Source organism: Pseudomonas sp. NDM (genome assembly GCF_003105095.1).
Lineage (GTDB): Bacteria > Pseudomonadota > Gammaproteobacteria > Pseudomonadales > Pseudomonadaceae > Aquipseudomonas > Aquipseudomonas moraviensis_A.
This window is the reverse complement of sequence record NZ_QETJ01000024.1, coordinates 18,393-37,623: the sequence shown is the minus strand read 5'-3', so window position 1 is coordinate 37,623 and position 19,231 is coordinate 18,393. Positions and strand designations below refer to the sequence as shown.

The 19,231-nt window shown below is 55.6% G+C and carries 18 protein-coding genes; 14 read left to right on the top strand and 4 right to left on the bottom strand.

Features of this window, described 5'->3' with window-relative positions; all coding sequences use genetic code 11:
• Positions 1 to 184: 184 nt before the first annotated feature.
• The 6 genes from DCO47_RS08460 to DCO47_RS08435 all read left to right on the top strand — a co-directional run bounded on the left by DCO47_RS08460 (position 185) and on the right by DCO47_RS08435 (position 7,319).
• Entirely contained in the window at positions 185 to 1,282 is a 1,098-nt protein-coding gene (locus tag DCO47_RS08460; RefSeq protein ID WP_064361518.1) for a DegT/DnrJ/EryC1/StrS aminotransferase family protein, read from the top strand.
• Positions 1,279 to 2,223, top strand: a complete 945-nt coding sequence (locus DCO47_RS08455) for a glycosyltransferase family 2 protein (protein ID WP_042607920.1) — start codon at positions 1,279 to 1,281, stop codon at positions 2,221 to 2,223. The genes DCO47_RS08460 and DCO47_RS08455 overlap by 4 nt, the downstream gene beginning before the upstream one ends.
• Positions 2,216 to 3,172, top strand: coding sequence for a WxcM-like domain-containing protein (locus DCO47_RS27460; RefSeq protein WP_042607921.1), 957 nt, complete (start codon positions 2,216 to 2,218; stop codon positions 3,170 to 3,172). Before DCO47_RS08455 ends, DCO47_RS27460 begins: the two co-directional genes overlap by 8 nt.
• Entirely contained in the window at positions 3,169 to 3,579 is a 411-nt protein-coding gene (locus DCO47_RS08445; protein ID WP_223259132.1) for a GtrA family protein, read from the top strand. Before DCO47_RS27460 ends, DCO47_RS08445 begins: the two co-directional genes overlap by 4 nt.
• Positions 3,580 to 3,589: 10 nt before the next feature.
• Positions 3,590 to 5,785: a hypothetical protein gene (locus DCO47_RS08440; protein ID WP_116657895.1), complete on the top strand. Its 2,196-nt coding sequence runs from the start codon at positions 3,590 to 3,592 to the stop codon at positions 5,783 to 5,785.
• A 106-nt stretch (positions 5,786 to 5,891) separates the two neighbouring features.
• Positions 5,892 to 7,319 (top strand): hypothetical protein, encoded by a 1,428-nt coding sequence (locus DCO47_RS08435; protein ID WP_064361516.1) that lies wholly within the window; start codon positions 5,892 to 5,894, stop codon positions 7,317 to 7,319.
• 116 nt (positions 7,320 to 7,435) lie between these two features.
• Here DCO47_RS08435 and DCO47_RS08430 read toward each other — a convergent pair whose 3' ends face one another.
• From DCO47_RS08430 to gmd, 4 genes are read right to left on the bottom strand one after another with little or no spacing between them, the layout of a single operon-like run.
• Complete coding sequence (locus DCO47_RS08430; RefSeq protein WP_116657894.1) at positions 7,436 to 8,554, bottom strand: glycosyltransferase family 4 protein; 1,119 nt, start codon at positions 8,552 to 8,554, stop codon at positions 7,436 to 7,438.
• Positions 8,551 to 9,696, bottom strand: a complete 1,146-nt coding sequence (locus tag DCO47_RS08425; RefSeq protein WP_116657893.1) for a glycosyltransferase family 1 protein — start codon at positions 9,694 to 9,696, stop codon at positions 8,551 to 8,553. Before DCO47_RS08425 ends, DCO47_RS08430 begins: the two co-directional genes overlap by 4 nt.
• A complete protein-coding gene (locus DCO47_RS08420) occupies positions 9,697 to 10,593 on the bottom strand; it encodes a GDP-mannose 4,6-dehydratase (protein WP_064361513.1) in 897 nt (298 codons plus the stop codon).
• Positions 10,593 to 11,624 (bottom strand): GDP-mannose 4,6-dehydratase, encoded by a 1,032-nt coding sequence (gene gmd, locus DCO47_RS08415; protein WP_039760002.1) that lies wholly within the window; start codon positions 11,622 to 11,624, stop codon positions 10,593 to 10,595. Before gmd ends, DCO47_RS08420 begins: the two co-directional genes overlap by 1 nt.
• A gap of 379 nt (positions 11,625 to 12,003) precedes the next feature.
• Between gmd and DCO47_RS08410 the strand changes: the two genes are divergently transcribed.
• From DCO47_RS08410 to DCO47_RS08375, 8 genes are read left to right on the top strand one after another with little or no spacing between them, the layout of a single operon-like run.
• Positions 12,004 to 12,804: an ABC transporter permease gene (locus tag DCO47_RS08410; RefSeq protein WP_039760005.1), complete on the top strand. Its 801-nt coding sequence runs from the start codon at positions 12,004 to 12,006 to the stop codon at positions 12,802 to 12,804.
• 12 nt (positions 12,805 to 12,816) lie between these two features.
• A complete protein-coding gene (locus tag DCO47_RS08405) occupies positions 12,817 to 13,560 on the top strand; it encodes an ABC transporter ATP-binding protein (protein ID WP_039760008.1) in 744 nt (247 codons plus the stop codon).
• 5 nt (positions 13,561 to 13,565) lie between these two features.
• Complete coding sequence (locus DCO47_RS08400) at positions 13,566 to 14,105, top strand: hypothetical protein (protein ID WP_116657892.1); 540 nt, start codon at positions 13,566 to 13,568, stop codon at positions 14,103 to 14,105.
• Positions 14,102 to 14,731: an acetyltransferase gene (locus tag DCO47_RS08395; protein ID WP_042607926.1), complete on the top strand. Its 630-nt coding sequence runs from the start codon at positions 14,102 to 14,104 to the stop codon at positions 14,729 to 14,731. The genes DCO47_RS08400 and DCO47_RS08395 overlap by 4 nt, the downstream gene beginning before the upstream one ends.
• Before the next feature lie 10 nt (positions 14,732 to 14,741).
• The gene (locus tag DCO47_RS08390) at positions 14,742 to 15,845 is read left to right on the top strand and encodes a DegT/DnrJ/EryC1/StrS aminotransferase family protein (protein WP_042607927.1); all 1,104 of its coding nucleotides are present in this window, start codon (positions 14,742 to 14,744) and stop codon (positions 15,843 to 15,845) included.
• Positions 15,845 to 16,879 (top strand): glycosyltransferase family 4 protein, encoded by a 1,035-nt coding sequence (locus DCO47_RS08385; RefSeq protein ID WP_042607928.1) that lies wholly within the window; start codon positions 15,845 to 15,847, stop codon positions 16,877 to 16,879. Before DCO47_RS08390 ends, DCO47_RS08385 begins: the two co-directional genes overlap by 1 nt.
• Positions 16,876 to 17,913, top strand: coding sequence for a glycosyltransferase family 4 protein (locus tag DCO47_RS08380; RefSeq protein WP_042607929.1), 1,038 nt, complete (start codon positions 16,876 to 16,878; stop codon positions 17,911 to 17,913). The genes DCO47_RS08385 and DCO47_RS08380 overlap by 4 nt, the downstream gene beginning before the upstream one ends.
• Positions 17,910 to 19,211: a glycosyltransferase gene (locus DCO47_RS08375; protein ID WP_065616865.1), complete on the top strand. Its 1,302-nt coding sequence runs from the start codon at positions 17,910 to 17,912 to the stop codon at positions 19,209 to 19,211. Before DCO47_RS08380 ends, DCO47_RS08375 begins: the two co-directional genes overlap by 4 nt.
• Positions 19,212 to 19,231: the final 20 nt, after the last annotated feature.

Sequence of the window (19,231 nt, the reverse complement as noted above, 5' to 3'; positions counted from 1 at the left end):
GACACTGGCGCTAATTGCACTTTGCTGTTGGAGCGGACTCAGGGTACGGATAGAATCCGTGCGGAAAAGTGATCAGAGCGCTCGCCGCTACAGGATTTTCAGATCCGTCATCACGCCAAATCTCGGCTAACACCGGCCAAAATCAAGATAGCAGACGCCTTTTGCTTCGAAATGGAGAGCACCCATGCAACAGATCAACAACCTCGCAGCGAAGATCGACAAGTTCAAGTCGCAGATTAATGCTTCGGTGCAGCGCGTGGTCGACAGCGGGTGGGTGGTTTTAGGACCGGAAGTCAAACGCTTTGAAACGGCATTCGCAGAGTATCTGCAGGCTGGCCATTGCGTCAGCGTCGCCAATGGAACCGACGCCATTGAGCTGGCGCTCAAGGCACTCGGTGTCGCTGATGGCGATCAGGTCGCTACAGTGGCCAATGCCGGCATGTACACCACCACATCGGTACTGGCCATCGGCGCCACTCCGCTGTTCATGGATGTTGACCTGGACACTCATGTAGTCACATTGGCGAGCGTCAAGCAGGCGATCGAAGCCGGGGCCAAAGCCGTAGTCGTCACCCACCTGTATGGTCTGGCAGTGCCGGACATCAAGGCGATCGCCGCGTACTGCGCGGCGCACAAGGTTGCCCTGCTGGAAGATTGCGCCCAGGCTCATGGCGCCGAGCGCGATGGTCAGCGGGTGGGTACCTTCGGGGACGCTTCCAGTTTCAGCTTCTATCCTACGAAGAATCTCGGCGCCCTGGGCGACGGCGGCGCTGTCGTGACCAATTCGGCTGCGATAGCCCAGCGTGTGGCGCAATTGCGTCAGTACGGCTGGTCCTCCAAGTACTGCGTGGAGCTCGCGGGCGCCCGCAATAGCCGCCTGGATGAAATGCAGGCAGCCATCCTGTCCGAGTTCCTGCCGCACCTCGATGAGGGCAATGCCCGCCGTCGCGAAATTGCCCAGCGCTACCGCACCGAGATCCGTCACGCAGAGGTCAGCCATGCGCAGGATGCAGGCCTGGCCTCGGTGGCCCATTTGTATGTGATCAAGTCCTCGAAGCGCGACGCCCTGCAGCAGCACTTGCGTCAGGCGCAGATCGCCTCCGACGTTCACTATCCGATTCCCGACTACAAACAACCGGTGTTCGGTGAGCAGTTTGCCGGCCTGAGCCTGGCCAATACCGAACAACTGGCATCGCTGATCCTGACGCTGCCCTGCTACCCGGAAATGAGCGATGCAGAAGTCGGCAACGTCATCGCTGCGGTCAATGGATGGGCTGCATGAGATATTCGGTCATCGTCCCGGTCTATAAAAACGCGGATTCCATCCCCCGGCTGATCCAGGCGCTGACGGACATGAACACCACCCTCGAGAACCAGCTCGAGGTGGTATTCGTCGTGGACGGCAGCCCTGACGATTCGTTTCTGCTGCTCAAACAGGCTTTGGGCGCAATGAGCTTTTCCGCACAATTGCTGGCCCACTCGCGCAACTTCGGTTCGTTCCCCGCCATACGCACCGGCCTGATGGCTGCCAAGGGTGATTATTTCGGTGTGATGGCCGCTGATCTGCAAGAGCCGCCAGAACTCCTGATCAACTTTTTCAGGTCGCTTGCCAACGATGAGTGCGACGTCGCCATCGGTACGCGCAACGCCCGCCAGGATCCGTTTTCCAGTCGGATGGCGTCATCGATCTTCTGGGGCCTGTATCGCCGCCTGGTGGTGCACGACATGCCGCCAGGAGGGGTCGACATCTTCGGCTGCAACAAAGCGTTTCGCGAGCAGCTGCTGCAGTTGAACGAGTCGCGCTCGTCGCTGATTGCGCTTATTTTCTGGCTCGGCTTTCGGCGCAAGTTCATCGAATACGAACGGCAGACACGCCTGGAAGGCAAATCGGCGTGGACCTTCAAGAAGAAGCTCGAGTACATGATGGACAGTGTGTTCGCGTTTACCGATTACCCGATCAGACTGCTCACACGCATGGGCGCCATGGGTTCGCTCATTTCGCTGTTCATCGGTTTCATGGTGATCATTGCGAAGCTGTCTGGAGCTATCGAGGTACCAGGGTATGCCGCCACCATGCTGGTGGTGCTCTTGTTGGGCACACTCAATCTGCTCGGCCTGGGACTCGTGGGCACCTATGCCTGGCGCGCCTACGAAAACAGCAAGCAGCGACCGCTTGCCATTGTCTGCATGAAACTCGACAACAAGGAACATTCCAATGACTGAGCCGTTCATCCACGCCAGCGCCGATGTAAAGAGTTCGAAGATCGGCAAGAACACACGCATCTGGCAATACGTTGTGGTCTTCCCGGACGCGGTGATTGGTGACGACGTCAACGTCTGCTCGCACTCACTGATTGAAAATGACGTGGTGATCGGTGATCGCACCACCATCAAGTCCGGTGTCTACGTGTGGGACGGCTTGCGGATCGGCTCCGACGTATTCATCGGCCCGAACGCCACGTTCACCAACGACAAGTTCCCACGCTCGAAGGTATATCCGGAGTCGTTTTCGCAGACGGTCATTCAGGACGGCGCCTCGATTGGTGGCGGCGCGGTCATTCTGCCTGGCGTCACCATCGGTACCGGCGCAATGGTGGGTGCAGGTGCGGTCGTTACCAAATCCGTACCTCCGTACGCCATCGTGACCGGCTCTCCGGCCCGTATAACAGGCTACGTGGAAAACTCCGCATCCAGTGATGCAACCAAGACTCCTGCCGTCAAAACCCAGGAGCAGGATGATGCGGTAGTACGTATCGGCGTCGGCGATGTCACCACCCACCGCTTCAAATACATTGCGGACATGCGCGGCGACCTCTCCGTGGGTGAGTTCCACAAGGAAATCCCGTTTACCCCCAAGCGTTATTTTCTCGTGTTCAATGTCCCGAGCCAGAAGACCCGCGGAGAGCATGCCCACCACAAGTGCCACCAGTTTTTGATTTGCGTCAAAGGCAGCTGTGCAGTGGTAGTCGACGACGGTACCAACCGAGCAGAAGTGATGCTCGATGCTCCGAACAAGGGCATCTATCTGCCGCCACTGACCTGGGGCATCCAGTACAAATATTCCGAAGATGCGGTACTGCTGGTGTTCACCTCGGACTATTACGAAGCTGACGATTACATCCGTGATTATTCAGAGTTCACCAAGCTGACCGCAAAAAAAACAACGCCGTGACTACACTGAAGGACAATCCGCAAGTTCGCCGCTGGATCAGCTTCCTGATCGGCGGCGGACTCAATACCGGAATAACCTACTGCCTCTATCTGTTGCTCAGCTATGTGATCAACTACCAGATAGCCTATGCGATCGCCTATGTTGCCGGAATAGTCTTTGCCTACTTCTTCAACTCGAAAGTCGTGTTCAAGGTCGAGCACTCGGTAATCGGCATGCTTGTTTATCCGAGCATTTATCTCGTGCAGTACGTACTCGGCGCAGTTTTACTCAATGTGCTGGTCGAGCACTTGAATATGCACAAGGCTGTCGCACCGATTCTGGTCATATTGCTTCTCCTACCCTCAAGTTACCTTCTAAACAAAGTCGTTCTCAAGGCAACTCATAAAACCAAGCCCGCGAAGGATTAACAGGCGCCCCATGACAACTACGAAACCGGCATTGCCTGCGATGCCTATTCATACCTATAGCAGGTCGATGCTATGGCTTGCCCACTTGGCTCCGGCACTGCTGACCGTTGTGTTCATATGGCTGCCCTTCGGATTTTTGCTGACCGGGCTTATTGAGGAATGGGGTGTAATCGGCCTCTTCAGCAGAGCGGGGCTGTTTTTCGTAACAGACATTTCAAGCCCCTTGCCTGCTCATGCCTTGCGACCACTGACGGTATTTCCCCACGCGGTTGCTTATTTTCTCGACCCGAACAGTTTCAATTTCTGGCACATATTGCTGATGGTTGCACTGACGATCAAAGGCGCCTCATTGAGTTTGCTTACCACGCGGGTGACAGGCTCTATCAAATGGGGAATGTTCGCCAGCATTCTGGTCATCATTTATCCAGCTGACACGATGCAGCTCTCGTTCCGGGCGATCCACATCAATTGGGCATTGAGCCTGGTATTGATTGGCAGCGTCTTGCTGCTCGCAGCAACTGACCAGAACAGCAAACTCCGCGGGACACTCCTGAGCCTGGCTGCTGGCTTCCTGCTGGCTTGTGCCAGTGCAATGTATGAAGCCTCCCTGCTGCTCGTCGCAATTCCGTTTCTGGTCGCGTTCGCACAGACGGGATTCAAGCGATTGTTTTCGAATCTGAAAGACAATTGCCTGTACTACGTGATCTGGGTTTCCGGCGCCCTGACGTATATTGCTTATGTCATTCATACTGCGCCGCTGGTAAAAAGCTATCAAAGCGTGCTGGCTGGCGGCAGCGCACTGACGACGCTGATGACGTACTATCCCAATCTGTTCAAAGTGGGCCTGTTTCGCAGTATCTTCGGCGGCTGGATCGATGCACTGCGCATCACTCGCATCGAGATAATCAGTTATTGGTACCTGGTAGTTGCGACTGCACTACTGATGGGATTGATTTATGTCTTCTTGAAGAGATCAGTAAAACCCGTCGCATTCGAAGAAAAAAGCGCCAACCTCGCAATCGTTTTCCGGCTCGCCTTGATCGGCCTCGCCCTTATTTGCATCGGCTACGCTCCGTTTCTGCTTTCGCCTCCGCATATGGCGATCAGCCAACGGACCTTTTTATTCGCCACACCGGGCGCCGTCCTGTTCGCAGTCTCAATGCTCTGGGCTTTGAGCAAAGCATCCAAAGCACTGACCTCGGCAGGATTCGCCGCGCTCATCTTCACTGGCCTCGCCTTCCAGCTGTTCCAGTTTCACCATTACATTGAAATTTCCAGGCAACAGCAGCTCGCGCTCAGGGACATTGTTCAAAATTTCGACGGCAACGCAGCTGATAAGACCCTGTTGATACTCGACTACAACAATCAGCTCAATCATGTCTGGATGTTCTTGAATCCTGATCTGGCAAACGTTCTTACTTACATTTATGGCAAACCCGTCAACGACATTCAGGTTTGCTATATGCCTAGTCGCGAATGGCAAGCTCCAACACCTTCGGTACAACGCAAGGGCACTTGCGAGGAGGGCAAAGATGACTGGACATTCAACTTTCCATCGCCTGTTACTGGCCCAGGCATGGAGTTGGCACCCGCTACCCCGAGCATGAAGCTCTCCAAGTCGAAAGTGGTCACGGTGGTAGTCGGGGACAGAAAGCCGAACGCGGAAAATGGTTTATCGGCATCCTACCGCACGGAGCTGGAATCGGGCGATACGCCGACCAGCCTGCGCTACCGTGGAATTACCGAAACCAAACCGTGGTTTGACTTTTTCAAATTTCGCGACCAATTGGCCAAAGATGAATACTCCTGGGGCTTTGGCAACTGGTGGAATCTCGACCTTCCTACGGCTGGCTCTGGATGGCGCGACGCAGATTGGGAACCTCGCCGGTTCAATCACATTGCTACGGCCTGGATGAATGCACCGCAAGCGTCACTTTACTTCGATATCGAGCCGAAAAACGCGCCTTACGTACTGAGCGGTTTTTTCGACGCGTTCCCGAACGAGGCGAGCCGCAGCAACATGAAGTTCAGAATCAACGGCGCAGAGATTCCTGTTGAATGGAGCGAGGTTGGAAAGTTCACTGGGACAGTGGACCCTAAACTTTTGAAAACGGGACGCAATGTACTCGAGTTCGAGACGGTCCCGAACCATGATTACTACGGTTACTCTGCCCGGCTGGACTGGGTCAAGATCGTACCTGAATAACCCTGCAGCCCCGCATCCTTGCCGAGTCAAAAATGCAGATGCGGGGTTTATCGGAATTTATTTCACGTCGAGCCAGCACACTCTTCGTTGAAAACGGAGCAACAACATGGATGCGATGAAAATCGATACCCGCACCCCGTCAGAGCAATCGGCAATGTATACCTTCAGACTAAGCGAGAAATTCGTCGCCTTCATACTGGCCACGCTACTGATGTTCATGGCCCAGCTTTACATCAACCCACAGACATTCCTGGGTGATGCCTATAACTATTGGGACCTGAGCTCAAAAGTCTGGGATTTTTCATTTCCAAAATCTTTGCGCGGTTACTTTTATCCATTGCTGCTCTCGCCAGCGAGGATATTCTTCGACGCTTATCCTGCAACGGGATATCTGGCTGTCCATTTGATCCAGGCACTGGCCTTCTCCTACTCACTGTGCATTTCGCTTCCATACGTGTTCAGCAAGGTCATCGGGGGCAAAGTCACTCTGCCGCGCCGCCTGTTGGTTCCCGCGCTGGTAGCCATTTTCTTCCCGCCGCTGATTGCTTACACACTTAGCGACCTTCCCGCTTTCTGCCTGATCATTGGCGCGCTGGCCCTGATTCTCAAAGCAAGCGAGCAAAAGAGTGTTGCAACAGCAATCGTCCTGATGATCGTGGCAGGGGTACTGGCATACGGGGCATACAATACTCGAACGATTTATCTGTTCACTCTCATTGCCTTGCTGCCGGCTATTCCCCTGCTCGCCCTTAAGAATCAATGCCTGCGTAAAAAAATGCTGTTATTGGCGTTCTTCGTTATCGGCTCGGCGATCGCAGCCATTCCTCAGTCTTTGATAAACAAAAAGCACTTGGACTCTGCAACCCCGCTGGTTGTCGCGAGCGTCAACGACGCTTCACTTTTTGCAAGTCAGCTGAAATGGGGGATTACCCTGCAGCGTTATGAAACAGGCCACGACACAGAGACCGGCGCAATCTTTCCTATCTTCTATCTCGATCCGATAGGTGTGCGATTGACTGAAGAATTAAAGTTTAAAGGTACTGTTCCAACACTACCGTGGTACTTCCAACTGCTCCTCTCGGAACCGGTTTCATTCCTCAAGATATACACCAAGCATTTTGTGAACGGGCTGGATGTTCGCGACTATGACACCTACACAAAGGTTCGTTCCAAGGAAAATGACGTTCGTTCGGCGACCAGTATCGCAACCGCTTTGTTTGGACTGATCTGCTTATTCCTTTTAGTGATTCGAAAATCGGACAAACCGGCGCAGGGCCTATATCGCATTGGCTGGCTGGCGGTTATTGTGCTGCCGGTATTCGCAATTCTTCCGGGCGCCATTGAGACCAGGTTTTTCTTGCCTCTGCATGTGATGGCTTACTGTGCGATTGCGTTCGGAGTTTCAAAACAGTGCGCACGAGCGACTTCGGCAAAAGTCCTGATTCCCTTGGGCATTTTGTTTGTGGTCGCCGTACCAATTGCGTTCATGATTGCAAAAGCTGCGATATCCAACCCGGTATTTCAGCTGAATTGAGAATCGGATGTCAGTGTAAGGGCGCCGCGCGAGACGCCCTTACATGCAGATTGAGCCGACGCGCTCACGATGGCTGTACGGAAGATTCCACGACGCTTGTGCGAAGCACTCGGACCTCAGGGCTTTCGCAGCAAGCGCCGATAGATTGCCGCGTACGCTGAAACCATGGATTGCGCAGAAAACACCTCAGAGTATCGACGCTGCGCATTCTCACCGAAGGCCTGAGCGCGCTCAGGTGCGTTCGACAACGTCAACATTGCGCTGGCAAGGGCACCGGAGTCTCGAGGCGGAACCACAAGACCAGTCTCACCAGCAATGTTGATGAAGGTCGTACCCGAACCGATTTCACAGGAAATGAGCGGTTTGCCATACATCGCCGCCTCAAGCAGCGAGATGCCAAATGACTCCGAACGCAAGTGTGATGGAAACACAAAGGCATAACACAGCGTCAACAGCGCAGCCTTGTCCTCATCACCCAACCCTCCCAGGAAATGCACATTGGCAAGGCCGAGCCGCGCAGCCTGCTCTTTTAGTTCGGACTCCTGATGCCCACCCCCGAGGATCACTACTGGCAGTCCGCTGATCTTTGCCGCATCCAGCAGGTAATCGAGCCCCTTGTAATATCGCAAGGCACCGACGAACAGGAAGAACTTCGACCCCACCCTGCTCCGCCAGAAATCAAGCCTGGCTTCGGGCACGACCGGATAGGTAGCCCTGTCCAACCCATAAGGAATGATTTCGACCTTGTCGCGGAACCGTGACAGCACCGGACTGCTTTGCGCGTAGTTAGGTGAAGACGCCACGATACAATCCACGCTGGAGAGAAAGCGGTTCATCAGTGGCTGATACAACTTGAGCAGTGTCTTTTGCTTGACGATATCGGAGTGATAACTGAGTACCGAGGGTTTGCCATGCCGAGTCGCAAAATGGACCAGGTCCATATAAGGCCATGGGAAGTGGTAATGCACCACGTCAGCCTGTTTGGCCAATTGCGAAAAATCCTTGAACGCGGACAGAGAGAATCCCGTCGAGGCAACATGCATATCCAGCCTGGAGCGATGGGTCAGGTGATTACCCACTGTTTCATTACGAGCAGCGCCCCGTTCACTGAGGTACAGCACTTCGGAGGAAAACCCGTGTTCCGCGCCACCTTGGGCTATCTGGAAAATGACCTGCTCGATCCCGCCCATCGTTTCCGGGTAATAGGTTTTGAAGAAGTGCAGAACCTTGATCATTTGGCGTCGATAACCTTTTGGTAGACCTGCAGGGTTTCTCGAGCACAACGCTCCCAGGAAAAGCCTTGAGCGTGCTTCACTCCCTTGATGACGGCGGCATCGCGCCAACACTGATCGGTCAGCCCGCGTTCGATAAGACCGGTCAGCGCTTCGACGTCCAGCGCGGCGCACATCAGCGCAGCATCACCCGCCACCTCAGGCAGCGATGAACTATTGGAGCAGACCACCGGCACCCCGGAGCTCATGGCTTCCAGCACCGGTAGACCGAAACCTTCATAAAGCGACGGAAACGCGAACAGACGTGCACCAGCAAACAGCAGGGGCAAGTCTGCGCTGGGAACGAATCCGAGATAATGCGCCCAGCCTTCACGCCTGGCGCTTTCGAGCTTCTCGTGAATCGCGTCGTTGCGCCAGCCGTGATACCCGGTAAGGATCAACGGCCAACGGGTTCGCAATGCAAGGGGCAATCGACCATAGGCGGCGAGTAAGGTCTCGATGTTCTTGCGTGGCTCGATCGTACCGACAAAAAGCGTGTAGCCATCGGGCTTCAAGCCATGGCGTGCAAGCACATCGCGAAGCTCGTGCGGCGCGCGAGGAAAGAACTCCGGAGAGCTGGCCAGCGGCACAGTATGGATTCGTTCGATGGGCCAGGAAAAATAGCTGGCCAGTTCCTGTCGCGTGAATTCCGAATCAGTGATCAGGGCATCAGCCCTGACCAGTGTGGTTTTCAGCTCTTTTTGCAGGTAACGGACTAACTGCGGCGCGTGACAATGCGCCCAGGTGAAGGGCGACAGGTCGTGAAACGTCGCCACGCTGCGCCCGGCAAAAGGCGGCAGATAATAATTGGGACTGTGGTAGAGAAAATCCCCGTGACCTTTCAGGGCAGCCTTTCGCAACATCGGCATCAATAGCCGATAAGCTTCAACTGCCAGGAAGTTCTTCTGCACCGCACGCTTCAAGCCGTAGCCACTGCCTGACTCATTGGCAGCTGTGGGAAGTTCAGGCAGAAAACGTCGACCGGCAAAAAATTGCAGGTCGGTAATTTCAGGACTTTGCTGAAGTCTCAGCGCAAGTTCATAGGTATAGCGGCCGATGCCAGTCAGCGGAAAGCGGATCGGCTCAACTGAAAGAACTAGCTTCATTTATTCCGCCGCAAGCATCCAGCTCAGAGTTTCTTCCAGCCTTGGCGTGTCCCAGCCCTGGACCAGCTCGCAAAGACGGGTATTGTCGCCGCACAGGATTTTGACTTCGTTGGCTCGGACGAACGCCGGGTTCACTTCGACTGCAAGTTGATGCCCCGTGATAGCCGAACACATGTCGATCACTTCACGCAGGGAATGACTTTTGCCCGAACTCACATTGACCGTCTGGCCAACAGGCCGCGCCTCGATCAAACCGCGATAAGCCTTGACCACTGCACGCACATCACTGAAGTCGCGAGACACATCAAGGTTGCCCAGCTCGATCTTGTCCGCACGCTGACGGAAATGAGCGACGATCTTCGGCAGCAGAAAGCTCTCGGCCTGGCCGACACCGGTGTAATTGAAAGGACGTGTCACCACTATCGGCAAGCGGTTATGCCAAAGACTGGCCATGTATTCCATGGCCAGTTTGCTGACTGCGTAATCGTTGGCCGGTGCTGGCGGTGTGGTTTCGCTGAGCAAACCCGCCGAAGCATTGCCATAGACATTGGCACTGCTTGCCAGCAGCACGCAGTCCGGCACCTTGCCACAGGCTGCGACGGCTTCAAGCAGGTGACGGGTGCCGATGAGATTGACGCGGTAAAAGGTATCGGCCGCACCGTGGGCCACAAAGGCGAGTGCGGCCAGATGAATTACCACGTCGGGTTGAATAGTTGCCAGTAACTCGCGCAAGGCAGGACCATCGGCCAGATCAACCTGATAATAGCCAGGTTCATCCGACGGCTGTGTACCCATCCCTATCACTTCATAGCCACCGGCTTTCAGCTCAGCAGCCATGTACCGCCCGGTGAAACCTTGAATACCTGTGATCAACGCGCGTTTACCGGCAATACTCATCAGAACGAAAACCCTTTCTCATTTCGACGCAGATCCGCTTCGACCATCATGCGGCACAGCTCTTCAAGCGTGGTTTTTGGCTCCCAGCCCAGCGCCGCTTTGGCTTTGGCAGGGTTGCCGATCAACAGCTCGACTTCGGTAGGACGGTAGAACTTCGGATTGATCGTGACCAACACCTTGCCAGTTGCCAGGTCTGTGCCCTTCTCGTCTTCAGCCGCACCGCTCCAGGCCAGATCGATCCCGACAGCCTTGAAGGCCATGGTGACGAAATCACGCACGGTTTCGGTACGGTTGGTCGCGAGTACAAAAGTATCCGGCTCGTCTGCCTGCAGCATGCGCCACATACCTTCGACGTACTCCTTGGCAAAGCCCCAGTCACGCTTGGCGTCCAGATTGCCGAGTTCCATCTTGTCGAGCAGGCCCAGCTTGATCTTCGCCACGGAGTCGGTGATCTTGCGGGTAACGAACTCGCGTCCGCGCAGTGGCGACTCGTGGTTGAACAAAATGCCGCTGGTGGCAAAGATGTTGTAGGACTCGCGGTAGTTGATGGTCATCCAGTGCGCGTAGAGTTTGGCAACGCCATAAGGACTGCGCGGGTAGAAAGGTGTGCTCTCGATCTGGGGAATCGCCTGCACCTTGCCGAACATCTCGGAAGTCGACGCCTGGTAGAAACGCACTTTCGGATTGACGATCCGGATCGCTTCCAGAAGGTTCACACAACCCATGCCGGTAATGTCACCGGTAGTCAGAGGCTGATCGAATGACACGCCAACGAAACTCTGGGCTGCGAGGTTGTAAACCTCAGTCGCTTCAGTGGTCTGAAGCAGACGGATGCTGGCCGAAAGATCGGTCAGGTCGTACTCGACCAGATGCAGATTGGGATGCTTTTCAATACCAAGCTCCTCAATGCGCCAGAAGTTGACAGAACTGGTTCGACGGTAGGTGCCGTACACCGTATAACCCTTTTCCAGCAGCAGTTCCGCCAGATAGGCGCCGTCTTGCCCAGTAATGCCGGTAACGATAGCTTTCATGCGAATCCTCTAAACTCCATTAGAGAGCCTTTGCCAGGCTCCGTTGTGTCATGTGCGCCCATTGAGCTCTAAGTGGAAGAGCCATGAAATCTTGCAGATCATACAGAATGCGGCTCGGAACGACGATACCAAAGCTGTTCGCAAGGCGTAACAGGATCATTATGCCAGCAGCCCATGACATTCCTCCGCATGTCGAGGATTGCATTCTGCCCGATCCCTGCCACACCTACACGGATATATAAATCAAGAAGTTGCTGCTACCGATTGAAATCTCCCAGCGCGTGCGACAGGCAATAAAGAAATAACTCAGAAAGAGTGACACTCCCCGCACCCAAGCCTAAAATGGCGTGTTTTTTTGATCAACAATCTGGTGCTATTAATGCGCAATGGTTCAGTAAGTATCGCCGTGTCGGACATCATCGCCGCGACGAGACGGTACGCTTTAGTAGGGATGCTAGGCTGGCAGGACGTTCGACAGCGCTATAGAAGGTCGGCACTCGGACCGTTCTGGCTGACCATCAGCATGGGTGTCATGATCGCCACGATCGGCGTGGTTTTCGGTCAGATTTTCAATTCTCCGATTCAGGAATTCCTGCCCTTTCTCGCTATCGGCATGATTCTCTGGAGTTTCATGTCCACGGTGATCACCGAAGGCTGCACCGGCTTCATTGCCGCCGAAGGCATCATCAAGCAACTACCGATCCCCCTGTTTGCCCACATCATGCGCATGATCTGGCGCAACATCCTGATTCTGGGTCACAACATCGTGATCTTTCCACTGGTACTGCTGGCCGTCGGCAAGCCGCTGACGTGGCTGGCCCTGATCAGCATTCCGGGTTTTTTCCTGGCACTGCTCAACTTGACCTGGATCGCCCTACTGCTGGGCATTCTGTGTGCGCGCTACCGTGATCTGCCGCAGATTGTCGGAAGTTTGTTGCAAGTCGTGTTTTACCTCACGCCAATCATGTGGATGCCAAGCTTGCTGCCGCAACGGGCAGGTCTGTACCTGCTCGATCTCAACCCGGCCTACCATGTAATGTCGGTGGTTCGATCACCGCTGATCGGGCAGTTGCCAACCGCCACCAACTGGTGGGTTTCCCTGGGCATGGCCGTCGTCGGCTGGGCTTTCGCGCTCGTGGTTTATGGCCGTTACAAGCGCCGCATCGCATACTGGCTCTGAGAAGAACGACTAATGTCCTTGATCGAATTCAAAAATGTCTGTGTAGATTTTCCGATCTATAACGCGAACGGGCGCTCGCTGAAAAAGCGTCTGATGCAAGTGGCTACCGGCGGTCAGTTAGGTGCGGATCAACAGGGTCGAGTGATTGTCAGAGCTCTCGAAGACCTGACGTTCACACTTCGCGACGGGGATCGGGTCGGTCTCCTTGGACACAACGGCGCCGGCAAGAGCACGCTGCTGCGCTTGCTCAGCAGCGTGTACGAACCTTCCTCCGGCACCGCCGTGATCAAGGGAGAAATCGGCTCGTTGATCGACATATCACTGGGTACGGATCCGGAGGCGACCGGCCGGGAAAACATTTTCCTGCGCGGCGGCATTCTTGGCATGACCAAGTCGGAGATCGCTGAAAAGCTCGACGAGATCATCGAGTTCTCGGAGCTTGGGGATTTCGTCGACATGCCGATCCGTACGTATTCGTCAGGGATGCACTTGCGTCTGGCGTTTGCAGTTTCGACGACGATAAAACCGGAAATCCTGTTGATGGACGAATGGCTTTCGGTGGGCGATGAAGGCTTCAAGCACAAAGCCGAAATCCGCATGAACGAGCTGGTGAAATCGACCAATATCCTGGTGATTGCCAGCCACTCGCGCGAACTCGTCATGCACACCTGCAATCGAGTGCTGTGGCTGGAGCACGGGAAAATAAAAATGGATGGCGACCCGGCGACGGTCACCGCGGCTTATTTCGGAGCTTGAGGCAGATGAACAGCATTAAGCGCAACGGCGTGGATATACAGGTGGCTTTCACGCTGGCCTCCAGCCGCCTGCACGCCAAGAACATCATTGAAACGGGCGGTGATGTCCCGGCGGAGGTCGTCGCGACCAAGCCAGGCATGAAACTGATCGTACGCCACTATACGAAGCAGGCGCTTGTGCGTATTGCGCATCGCCTTGTCAGAGCGGCCCGACCGGTCACCCGTCCGCTATTGTTCCGCCTGCGCAACTACTTCACCTCCACTCTCCGCCAGGAGATGCTGGAAGAGTTCACCAAACTGCAGAAGATTCAGTACCAGCAGCACCAGCAGATTGTTCTCGAATTCCAGCGCCTGGCGAACTCGGCGAAGATCCAGACCCGACTGTCGCAAAAAATCTTTTCCGGCCAGCACTCGCTGGAAAGCCTGCAACAACAACTGGACCGTATCGAACAAAAATGTCCGGGCGCCGACCGTCAAGCGGCTGTCGATTCGCTTCAGGACGACGCCACGGCCGCTCCTCGACAAGCCAGAGGTGAAGGTGCATGAAAAGTGAAGTGATCGTCGTCGGTGCCGGTGGGCACGCCAAGGTGTGTATCGAATTGCTGCGCGCCCAAGGCGATAGCGTCGCTTACTGCGTAGGTAATCCGGACAGTCCGGATACCTGCCTGGGGGTTCCCGTACTTAAAAATGACGAACACCTCGCCGCGCTTCGCAAGGACGGCTACGAAAAGGCGTTCATCGCGATCGGGTCCAATTCAGTGCGAAACAAGCTGGCCGCGAAGGCGACCCAACTGGGGTTTGGCCTGGTCAATGCGATCAGTCCGGCAGCAGTGGTATCGCCTTCAGCTACCTTGGGGAGGGGAATTGCCGTCATGGCTGGCGCCGTTATCAATGCCGAGGCGAAGATTTCGGATCTGTGCATCGTCAATACCGGCGCCACTATCGATCACGATTGCGTGATTGGCGAGGCGGTCCATGTCGCTCCGCAATGCGCGCTGGCGGGCAATGTGCATGTGGGCAATTTCAGCTTTATCGGTGTCGGCAGCAAAATCATCCCCGAGGTTCATATTGGTGAGTCGGTGATGGTAGGTGCCGGCAGCGTCGTCATTTCGAACATCGGGTCGGCAACCACAGTCGTAGGCGTGCCAGCCAAAGCTCTACACAAAATTTGAAGGAACAAGCATGAATCGTATTTCTGTTGCACAACCGAAGCTTGCCGGAAACGAACGTAAGTATGTGCTGGATTGCCTGGATACCAACTGGATTTCCTCGAACGGCAAATACATCGGCGCCTTCGAAGAAAGCTTCGCAGCATTCTGCGGCGTCAAGCATGCGATCGCCACCAACAACGGCACTACTGCACTGCACCTGGCATTGGTCGTGCTCGACCTGCAACCGGGCGATGAAGTCATCATCCCGACAGTGACCTACATTGCCACCGCCAATGCCGTGCGCTACTGCGGAGCGACGCCTGTACTGGTGGACGTGTGCGCCGATACGATGAACATCGATCCGCAGACCATCGAAAGCAAGATCACCGCGAAGACCAAAGGCATCATCCCGGTGCACCTGTACGGTCACCCGGCGCAGATGGATGTCGTCAACGAAATCGCCCGCAAACACAACCTGTGGGTGGTGGAAGACGCGGCTGAAGCCCATGGCGCCGAAGTTAAGGGCAGCAAGGTTGGCAGCCTCGGCACGTGCGCAACCTTCAGTTTTTTTGGCAACAAGATCGTCACCACCGGTGAAGGCGGCATGATTACCACCAACGATGATGAGCTGGCGGCGAAACTGCGCCTGTTCCGTGGTCAGGGCATGGACCCGAAGCGTCGTTACTGGTTTCCAGTGGTCGGCTACAACTACCGCATGACCAACATTCAGGCAGCCATCGGTCTGGCGCAGATGGAAAACATTGACACTGCCCTGGCTGATCGTGATCGGCTCGCTGGCTGGTACAACGAAGCGCTGGCCGACCTTGCTGGCAAAATCGTGTTGCCGACCGAGGCTTCCTGGGCCAAACAGGTTTTCTGGATGTACAACATCTTTCTGAGCGATGGCGACGAGCACAAACGTGACGAAGTCATGCAAAAACTTGATGCCATGGGTATCGAAACCCGCCCGGTCTTCTACCCGATGCACGTGCTGCCACCGTACATGGAAGACAGCACCTACCCTGTTGCAGACTTGTGGTCGGGGCGGGGCATCAATCTGCCGACGCATCAGGACCTGACTCAGGATGACATCATCAGAATTGCAGCCAGCCTGCGTGAGGTCCTGGCCGACTGATGAAAATCGCCCTTTGCTCCACATTCGTGCCCTTCATCAGAGGGGGCGGAAGGAATATCGTCGACTGGCTGGCCTCTACGCTGACGGCTGCCGGCCATCAGGTCGAAGTCGTCTACTTGCCCGAACTGGATGCGCCGGATCTGTTGTTTCAACAGATGATGGCGTTGCGTTGGGTCGATCTACAGAGCGCTGACCGGGTGATATGTTTCCGGCCACAGTCGCACCTGATTCCCCATCCGCACAAGATCCTCTGGTTCATCCATCACATTCGTGCGTTCTACGATATGTGGGACAGCCCGTACCGCGATTTCCCGGACGATGCCAAGCATCGCGCAATTCGCGATGCGCTGGTGGATGCCGATACCCGAGCCCTGGGCGAAGCAAAGGCGATCTTCACCAATTCGAAGGTCGTATCCAAGCGACTCAAGACCTACAACGACTTCGATAGCGAGGTGCTTTACCCTCCGGTCTTCGAGTCGGAGCGTTTTTTTTGCGCTGGCTACAACGATGAAATCGCTTACATCTGCCGCCTCGAACATCACAAGCGCCAACACCTGCTGATCGACGCACTGAACTATACGACGACGCCGGTCCGCCTGCGGTTGCTGGGAACGGGCGCGGGTCCTGACTACGGCATCGCCCTGCGAGAAAAAATCGAAGAGTACGGCCTTTCGGACCGAGTGACCCTGGATGATCGCTGGATCACCGAAGAAGAAAAGGTCGCGCAGTTGTCAGTTTGCCTGGCTGCCGCTTACCTTCCGGTTGATGAAGACTCCTACGGCTATCCCAGCCTCGAAGCCAGTCACGCGGAAAAACCGATCCTCACCACTACCGACTCGGGTGGCGTTCTGGAGTTGGTGCAGGATGGCTACAACGGTTATATCGCCGAGCCGACTCCAGAGTCTCTGGCCGTTGCGATGGACAAACTCTACCGGGATCGAAGTCTGACCGAAGCGATGGGCAAGAATGCCCGGCAGCGCCTGGTTGACTTGAAAATTTCCTGGTCACATGTGCTGGAGCGTCTGTTGGCATGAAAGTCCTGATTGTGAACAACATGGCTCCGTTCATCTGGGGCGGCGCAGAAGAACTGGCGGTCAATCTGCAAAGAAACCTGCTCATGGCCGGTCACGACGCCGAAGTCATGCGCATCCCGGCTCAGTGGGAACCGGCATCGCGCATCCCCTCGCAGATGTTGCTGACCCGCACGCTGGAAATCTTCAATACCGATCACGTCATCGCCTTGAAATTCCCGGCGTACCTGGTTCGCCACCACCGCAAATCACTGTGGCTGCTGCACCAGTATCGTCAGGCCTATGACCTTTACGACGTCGGCCAGACCAACCTGCCGGCAGACAAAAGCGGCACCGACATTCGCAACGCCATTATCAACGCGGACAACGAAACATTCGCGGAGAGCCGCAGCATCTACACCAACTCCGAAGTGACCAGACAGCGGTTGTTCAAGTACAACGGCTTCGACTCGCAGGTGCTGTTGCCGCCCGTAAACGATCCTGAAGCATTCACCGGCGGTGAATATGACGATTACATATTTGCCGGCGGACGCGTCAACGGCATGAAGCGTCAGCACTTGCTGCTGCGAGCACTTGCCAAAGCCGACAAACGGGTCAAGCTGGTCATTGCCGGGCCTCCCGAGTCGCACGCCGACACGCTGCAATTGCATTCGATCATCAATGAGTTCGGCCTGCATGATCGCGTCAAACTCGACCTTGGCTTCCTGCCTCGGTCCACCTACGTCAATTATGTCAATCGTGCACTCGCCGTTGCTTACATCCCGTTCGATGAAGACTCCCTGGGTTACGTCGCGATGGAAGCCGCCACTGCGCGCAAGGCACTGATCACGACGACCGACAGCGGTGGCATCCTGGGCCTGGTCAATCCGCAGGAGTCCGGATGGCGAGCAGAGCCCACTGCAGAAAGTCTGGCCGAAGCGATGAATGCGGCGTTCGAAAGCAAAACCCGAACCATCGAGTACGGCGAAGGCGCGGAGGCGCTGTGGAACACCCTGGGCATCAACTGGCCCGAGACCATAGAGGCGCTACTTAAATGAAACTGGTCATTTTTACCCCCGGCGTCAAATCCTCCGCCATCGGAAGGATGACTCGTCTCGTGGTTCGCGCCCTGCTCAGTCAGCAGCACCACATTGTGCTGGTGCGCACTGAAAGCCCGCATGTTCTCGACAAAGAGGCTCATGACTTCGGTTGCACCGTCATTGCCTGGACGGATGAAGAACGGGTTAGCACCGAAGTGGCCGACGCTGACTGCCTCGTCTACCAGATCGGCGACAACTACGAGTTTCACGAAGGTGGCGTGGCCTGGCTTCACAAAGCCCCAGGCATCGTCTGCCTGCATGACTTCTTCCTCGGCCATCTTTTCTGGGGTTGGGCGCAGCAGCGGCGCGATGAAGCCCATCACATCCTGACGCAGTGGTACGGACGCAGAATCGCCACCGACTACTTCAACGTCAGCGACAGTACGACCTTCATCAACTCGACGCGAGAAACCGCACCGCTGACCGAATGGATCAGTTCGATGGCCACCGGCGTGATTACCCATAGCAACTGGGGATGCAAGCGGGTAATGGCCGCGTGCGCGGGTCCGGTTTTCGTGACACCGCTGGCCTACGACGCTCCCGGGGCCGTCGATGTGCAACCGGTACACAATGACAATCGCAAGTTGCGCTTGTTGACCATCGGCCACGTCAACCCCAACAAACGCGTGGAAAGTTGCATCAAGGCGATTGCCAGCAACGCCTCACTTCGAAAGAACGTGAGTTACCGTCTGGTGGGGGCGATTCTTCCGGATGTCGAACGGAAATTGACCGAAATGGCCGCCAAGGCCGGGGTCGAGCTGATCATTTCCAACGAAGTCGATGACGCCGCGTTGTCAGAGGCCATTCGCGAAGCTGACGTCATCAGTTGCCTGCGCTGGCCCAGCCTCGAAGCTGCGTCGGCCTCTGCGATTGAAGCGATGCTCTACGGTAAAGCCACCATCGTTACCAACACTGGCTTTTACAGCGAACTGCCCGATCAGTATGTATTGAAGGTATCGCCTGAAAGGGAAATAGAAGATCTGAAGAAGATCCTTCTATCACTGCGCGGCAGCCCCTCCTCGGCGATCGATATCGGCAAGCAGGCGCAAACGTGGGCACAGGAGACATTCACGGCCGAGAACTACGCCCACAAACTTGCGCAGGCTGTGCCTGTCGCGCTTCGGGCGAAGGTCATCATTTCAGCGGTCGACCATTTTGCGACCATCATCGAGAAATGGTCAGCGAGCCCCGAATTGCTCAGTACGCCCGAGATTCTCAAGTCGCTGAATCTGTTCAACACCAATACGATTGCCTGAATACCAGCATGCGGTGGATC

Excerpts from the sequence above, each read along its gene's own strand:
- DCO47_RS27460 (WP_042607921.1), top strand. The coding sequence starts at position 2,216 with ATGACTGAGCCGTTCATCCACGCCAGCGCCGATGTAAAGAGTTCGAAG.
- DCO47_RS08400 (WP_116657892.1), top strand. The coding sequence starts at position 13,566 with ATGAACAGCATTAAGCGCAACGGCGTGGATATACAGGTGGCTTTCACG.
- DCO47_RS08425 (WP_116657893.1), bottom strand. The coding sequence starts at position 9,696 with ATGAAGCTAGTTCTTTCAGTTGAGCCGATCCGCTTTCCGCTGACTGGC.
- DCO47_RS08390 (WP_042607927.1), top strand. The coding sequence starts at position 14,742 with ATGAATCGTATTTCTGTTGCACAACCGAAGCTTGCCGGAAACGAACGT.
- DCO47_RS08440 (WP_116657895.1), top strand. The coding sequence starts at position 3,590 with ATGACAACTACGAAACCGGCATTGCCTGCGATGCCTATTCATACCTAT.
- DCO47_RS08435 (WP_064361516.1), top strand. The coding sequence starts at position 5,892 with ATGGATGCGATGAAAATCGATACCCGCACCCCGTCAGAGCAATCGGCA.
- DCO47_RS08430 (WP_116657894.1), bottom strand. The coding sequence starts at position 8,554 with ATGATCAAGGTTCTGCACTTCTTCAAAACCTATTACCCGGAAACGATG.
- DCO47_RS08420 (WP_064361513.1), bottom strand. The coding sequence starts at position 10,593 with ATGAGTATTGCCGGTAAACGCGCGTTGATCACAGGTATTCAAGGTTTC.
- DCO47_RS08395 (WP_042607926.1), top strand. The coding sequence starts at position 14,102 with ATGAAAAGTGAAGTGATCGTCGTCGGTGCCGGTGGGCACGCCAAGGTG.
- DCO47_RS08460 (WP_064361518.1), top strand. The coding sequence starts at position 185 with ATGCAACAGATCAACAACCTCGCAGCGAAGATCGACAAGTTCAAGTCG.
- DCO47_RS08385 (WP_042607928.1), top strand. The coding sequence starts at position 15,845 with ATGAAAATCGCCCTTTGCTCCACATTCGTGCCCTTCATCAGAGGGGGC.
- DCO47_RS08405 (WP_039760008.1), top strand. The coding sequence starts at position 12,817 with ATGTCCTTGATCGAATTCAAAAATGTCTGTGTAGATTTTCCGATCTAT.
- DCO47_RS08410 (WP_039760005.1), top strand. The coding sequence starts at position 12,004 with ATGCGCAATGGTTCAGTAAGTATCGCCGTGTCGGACATCATCGCCGCG.
- gmd (WP_039760002.1), bottom strand. The coding sequence starts at position 11,624 with ATGAAAGCTATCGTTACCGGCATTACTGGGCAAGACGGCGCCTATCTG.
- DCO47_RS08455 (WP_042607920.1), top strand. The coding sequence starts at position 1,279 with ATGAGATATTCGGTCATCGTCCCGGTCTATAAAAACGCGGATTCCATC.
- DCO47_RS08380 (WP_042607929.1), top strand. The coding sequence starts at position 16,876 with ATGAAAGTCCTGATTGTGAACAACATGGCTCCGTTCATCTGGGGCGGC.
- DCO47_RS08375 (WP_065616865.1), top strand. The coding sequence starts at position 17,910 with ATGAAACTGGTCATTTTTACCCCCGGCGTCAAATCCTCCGCCATCGGA.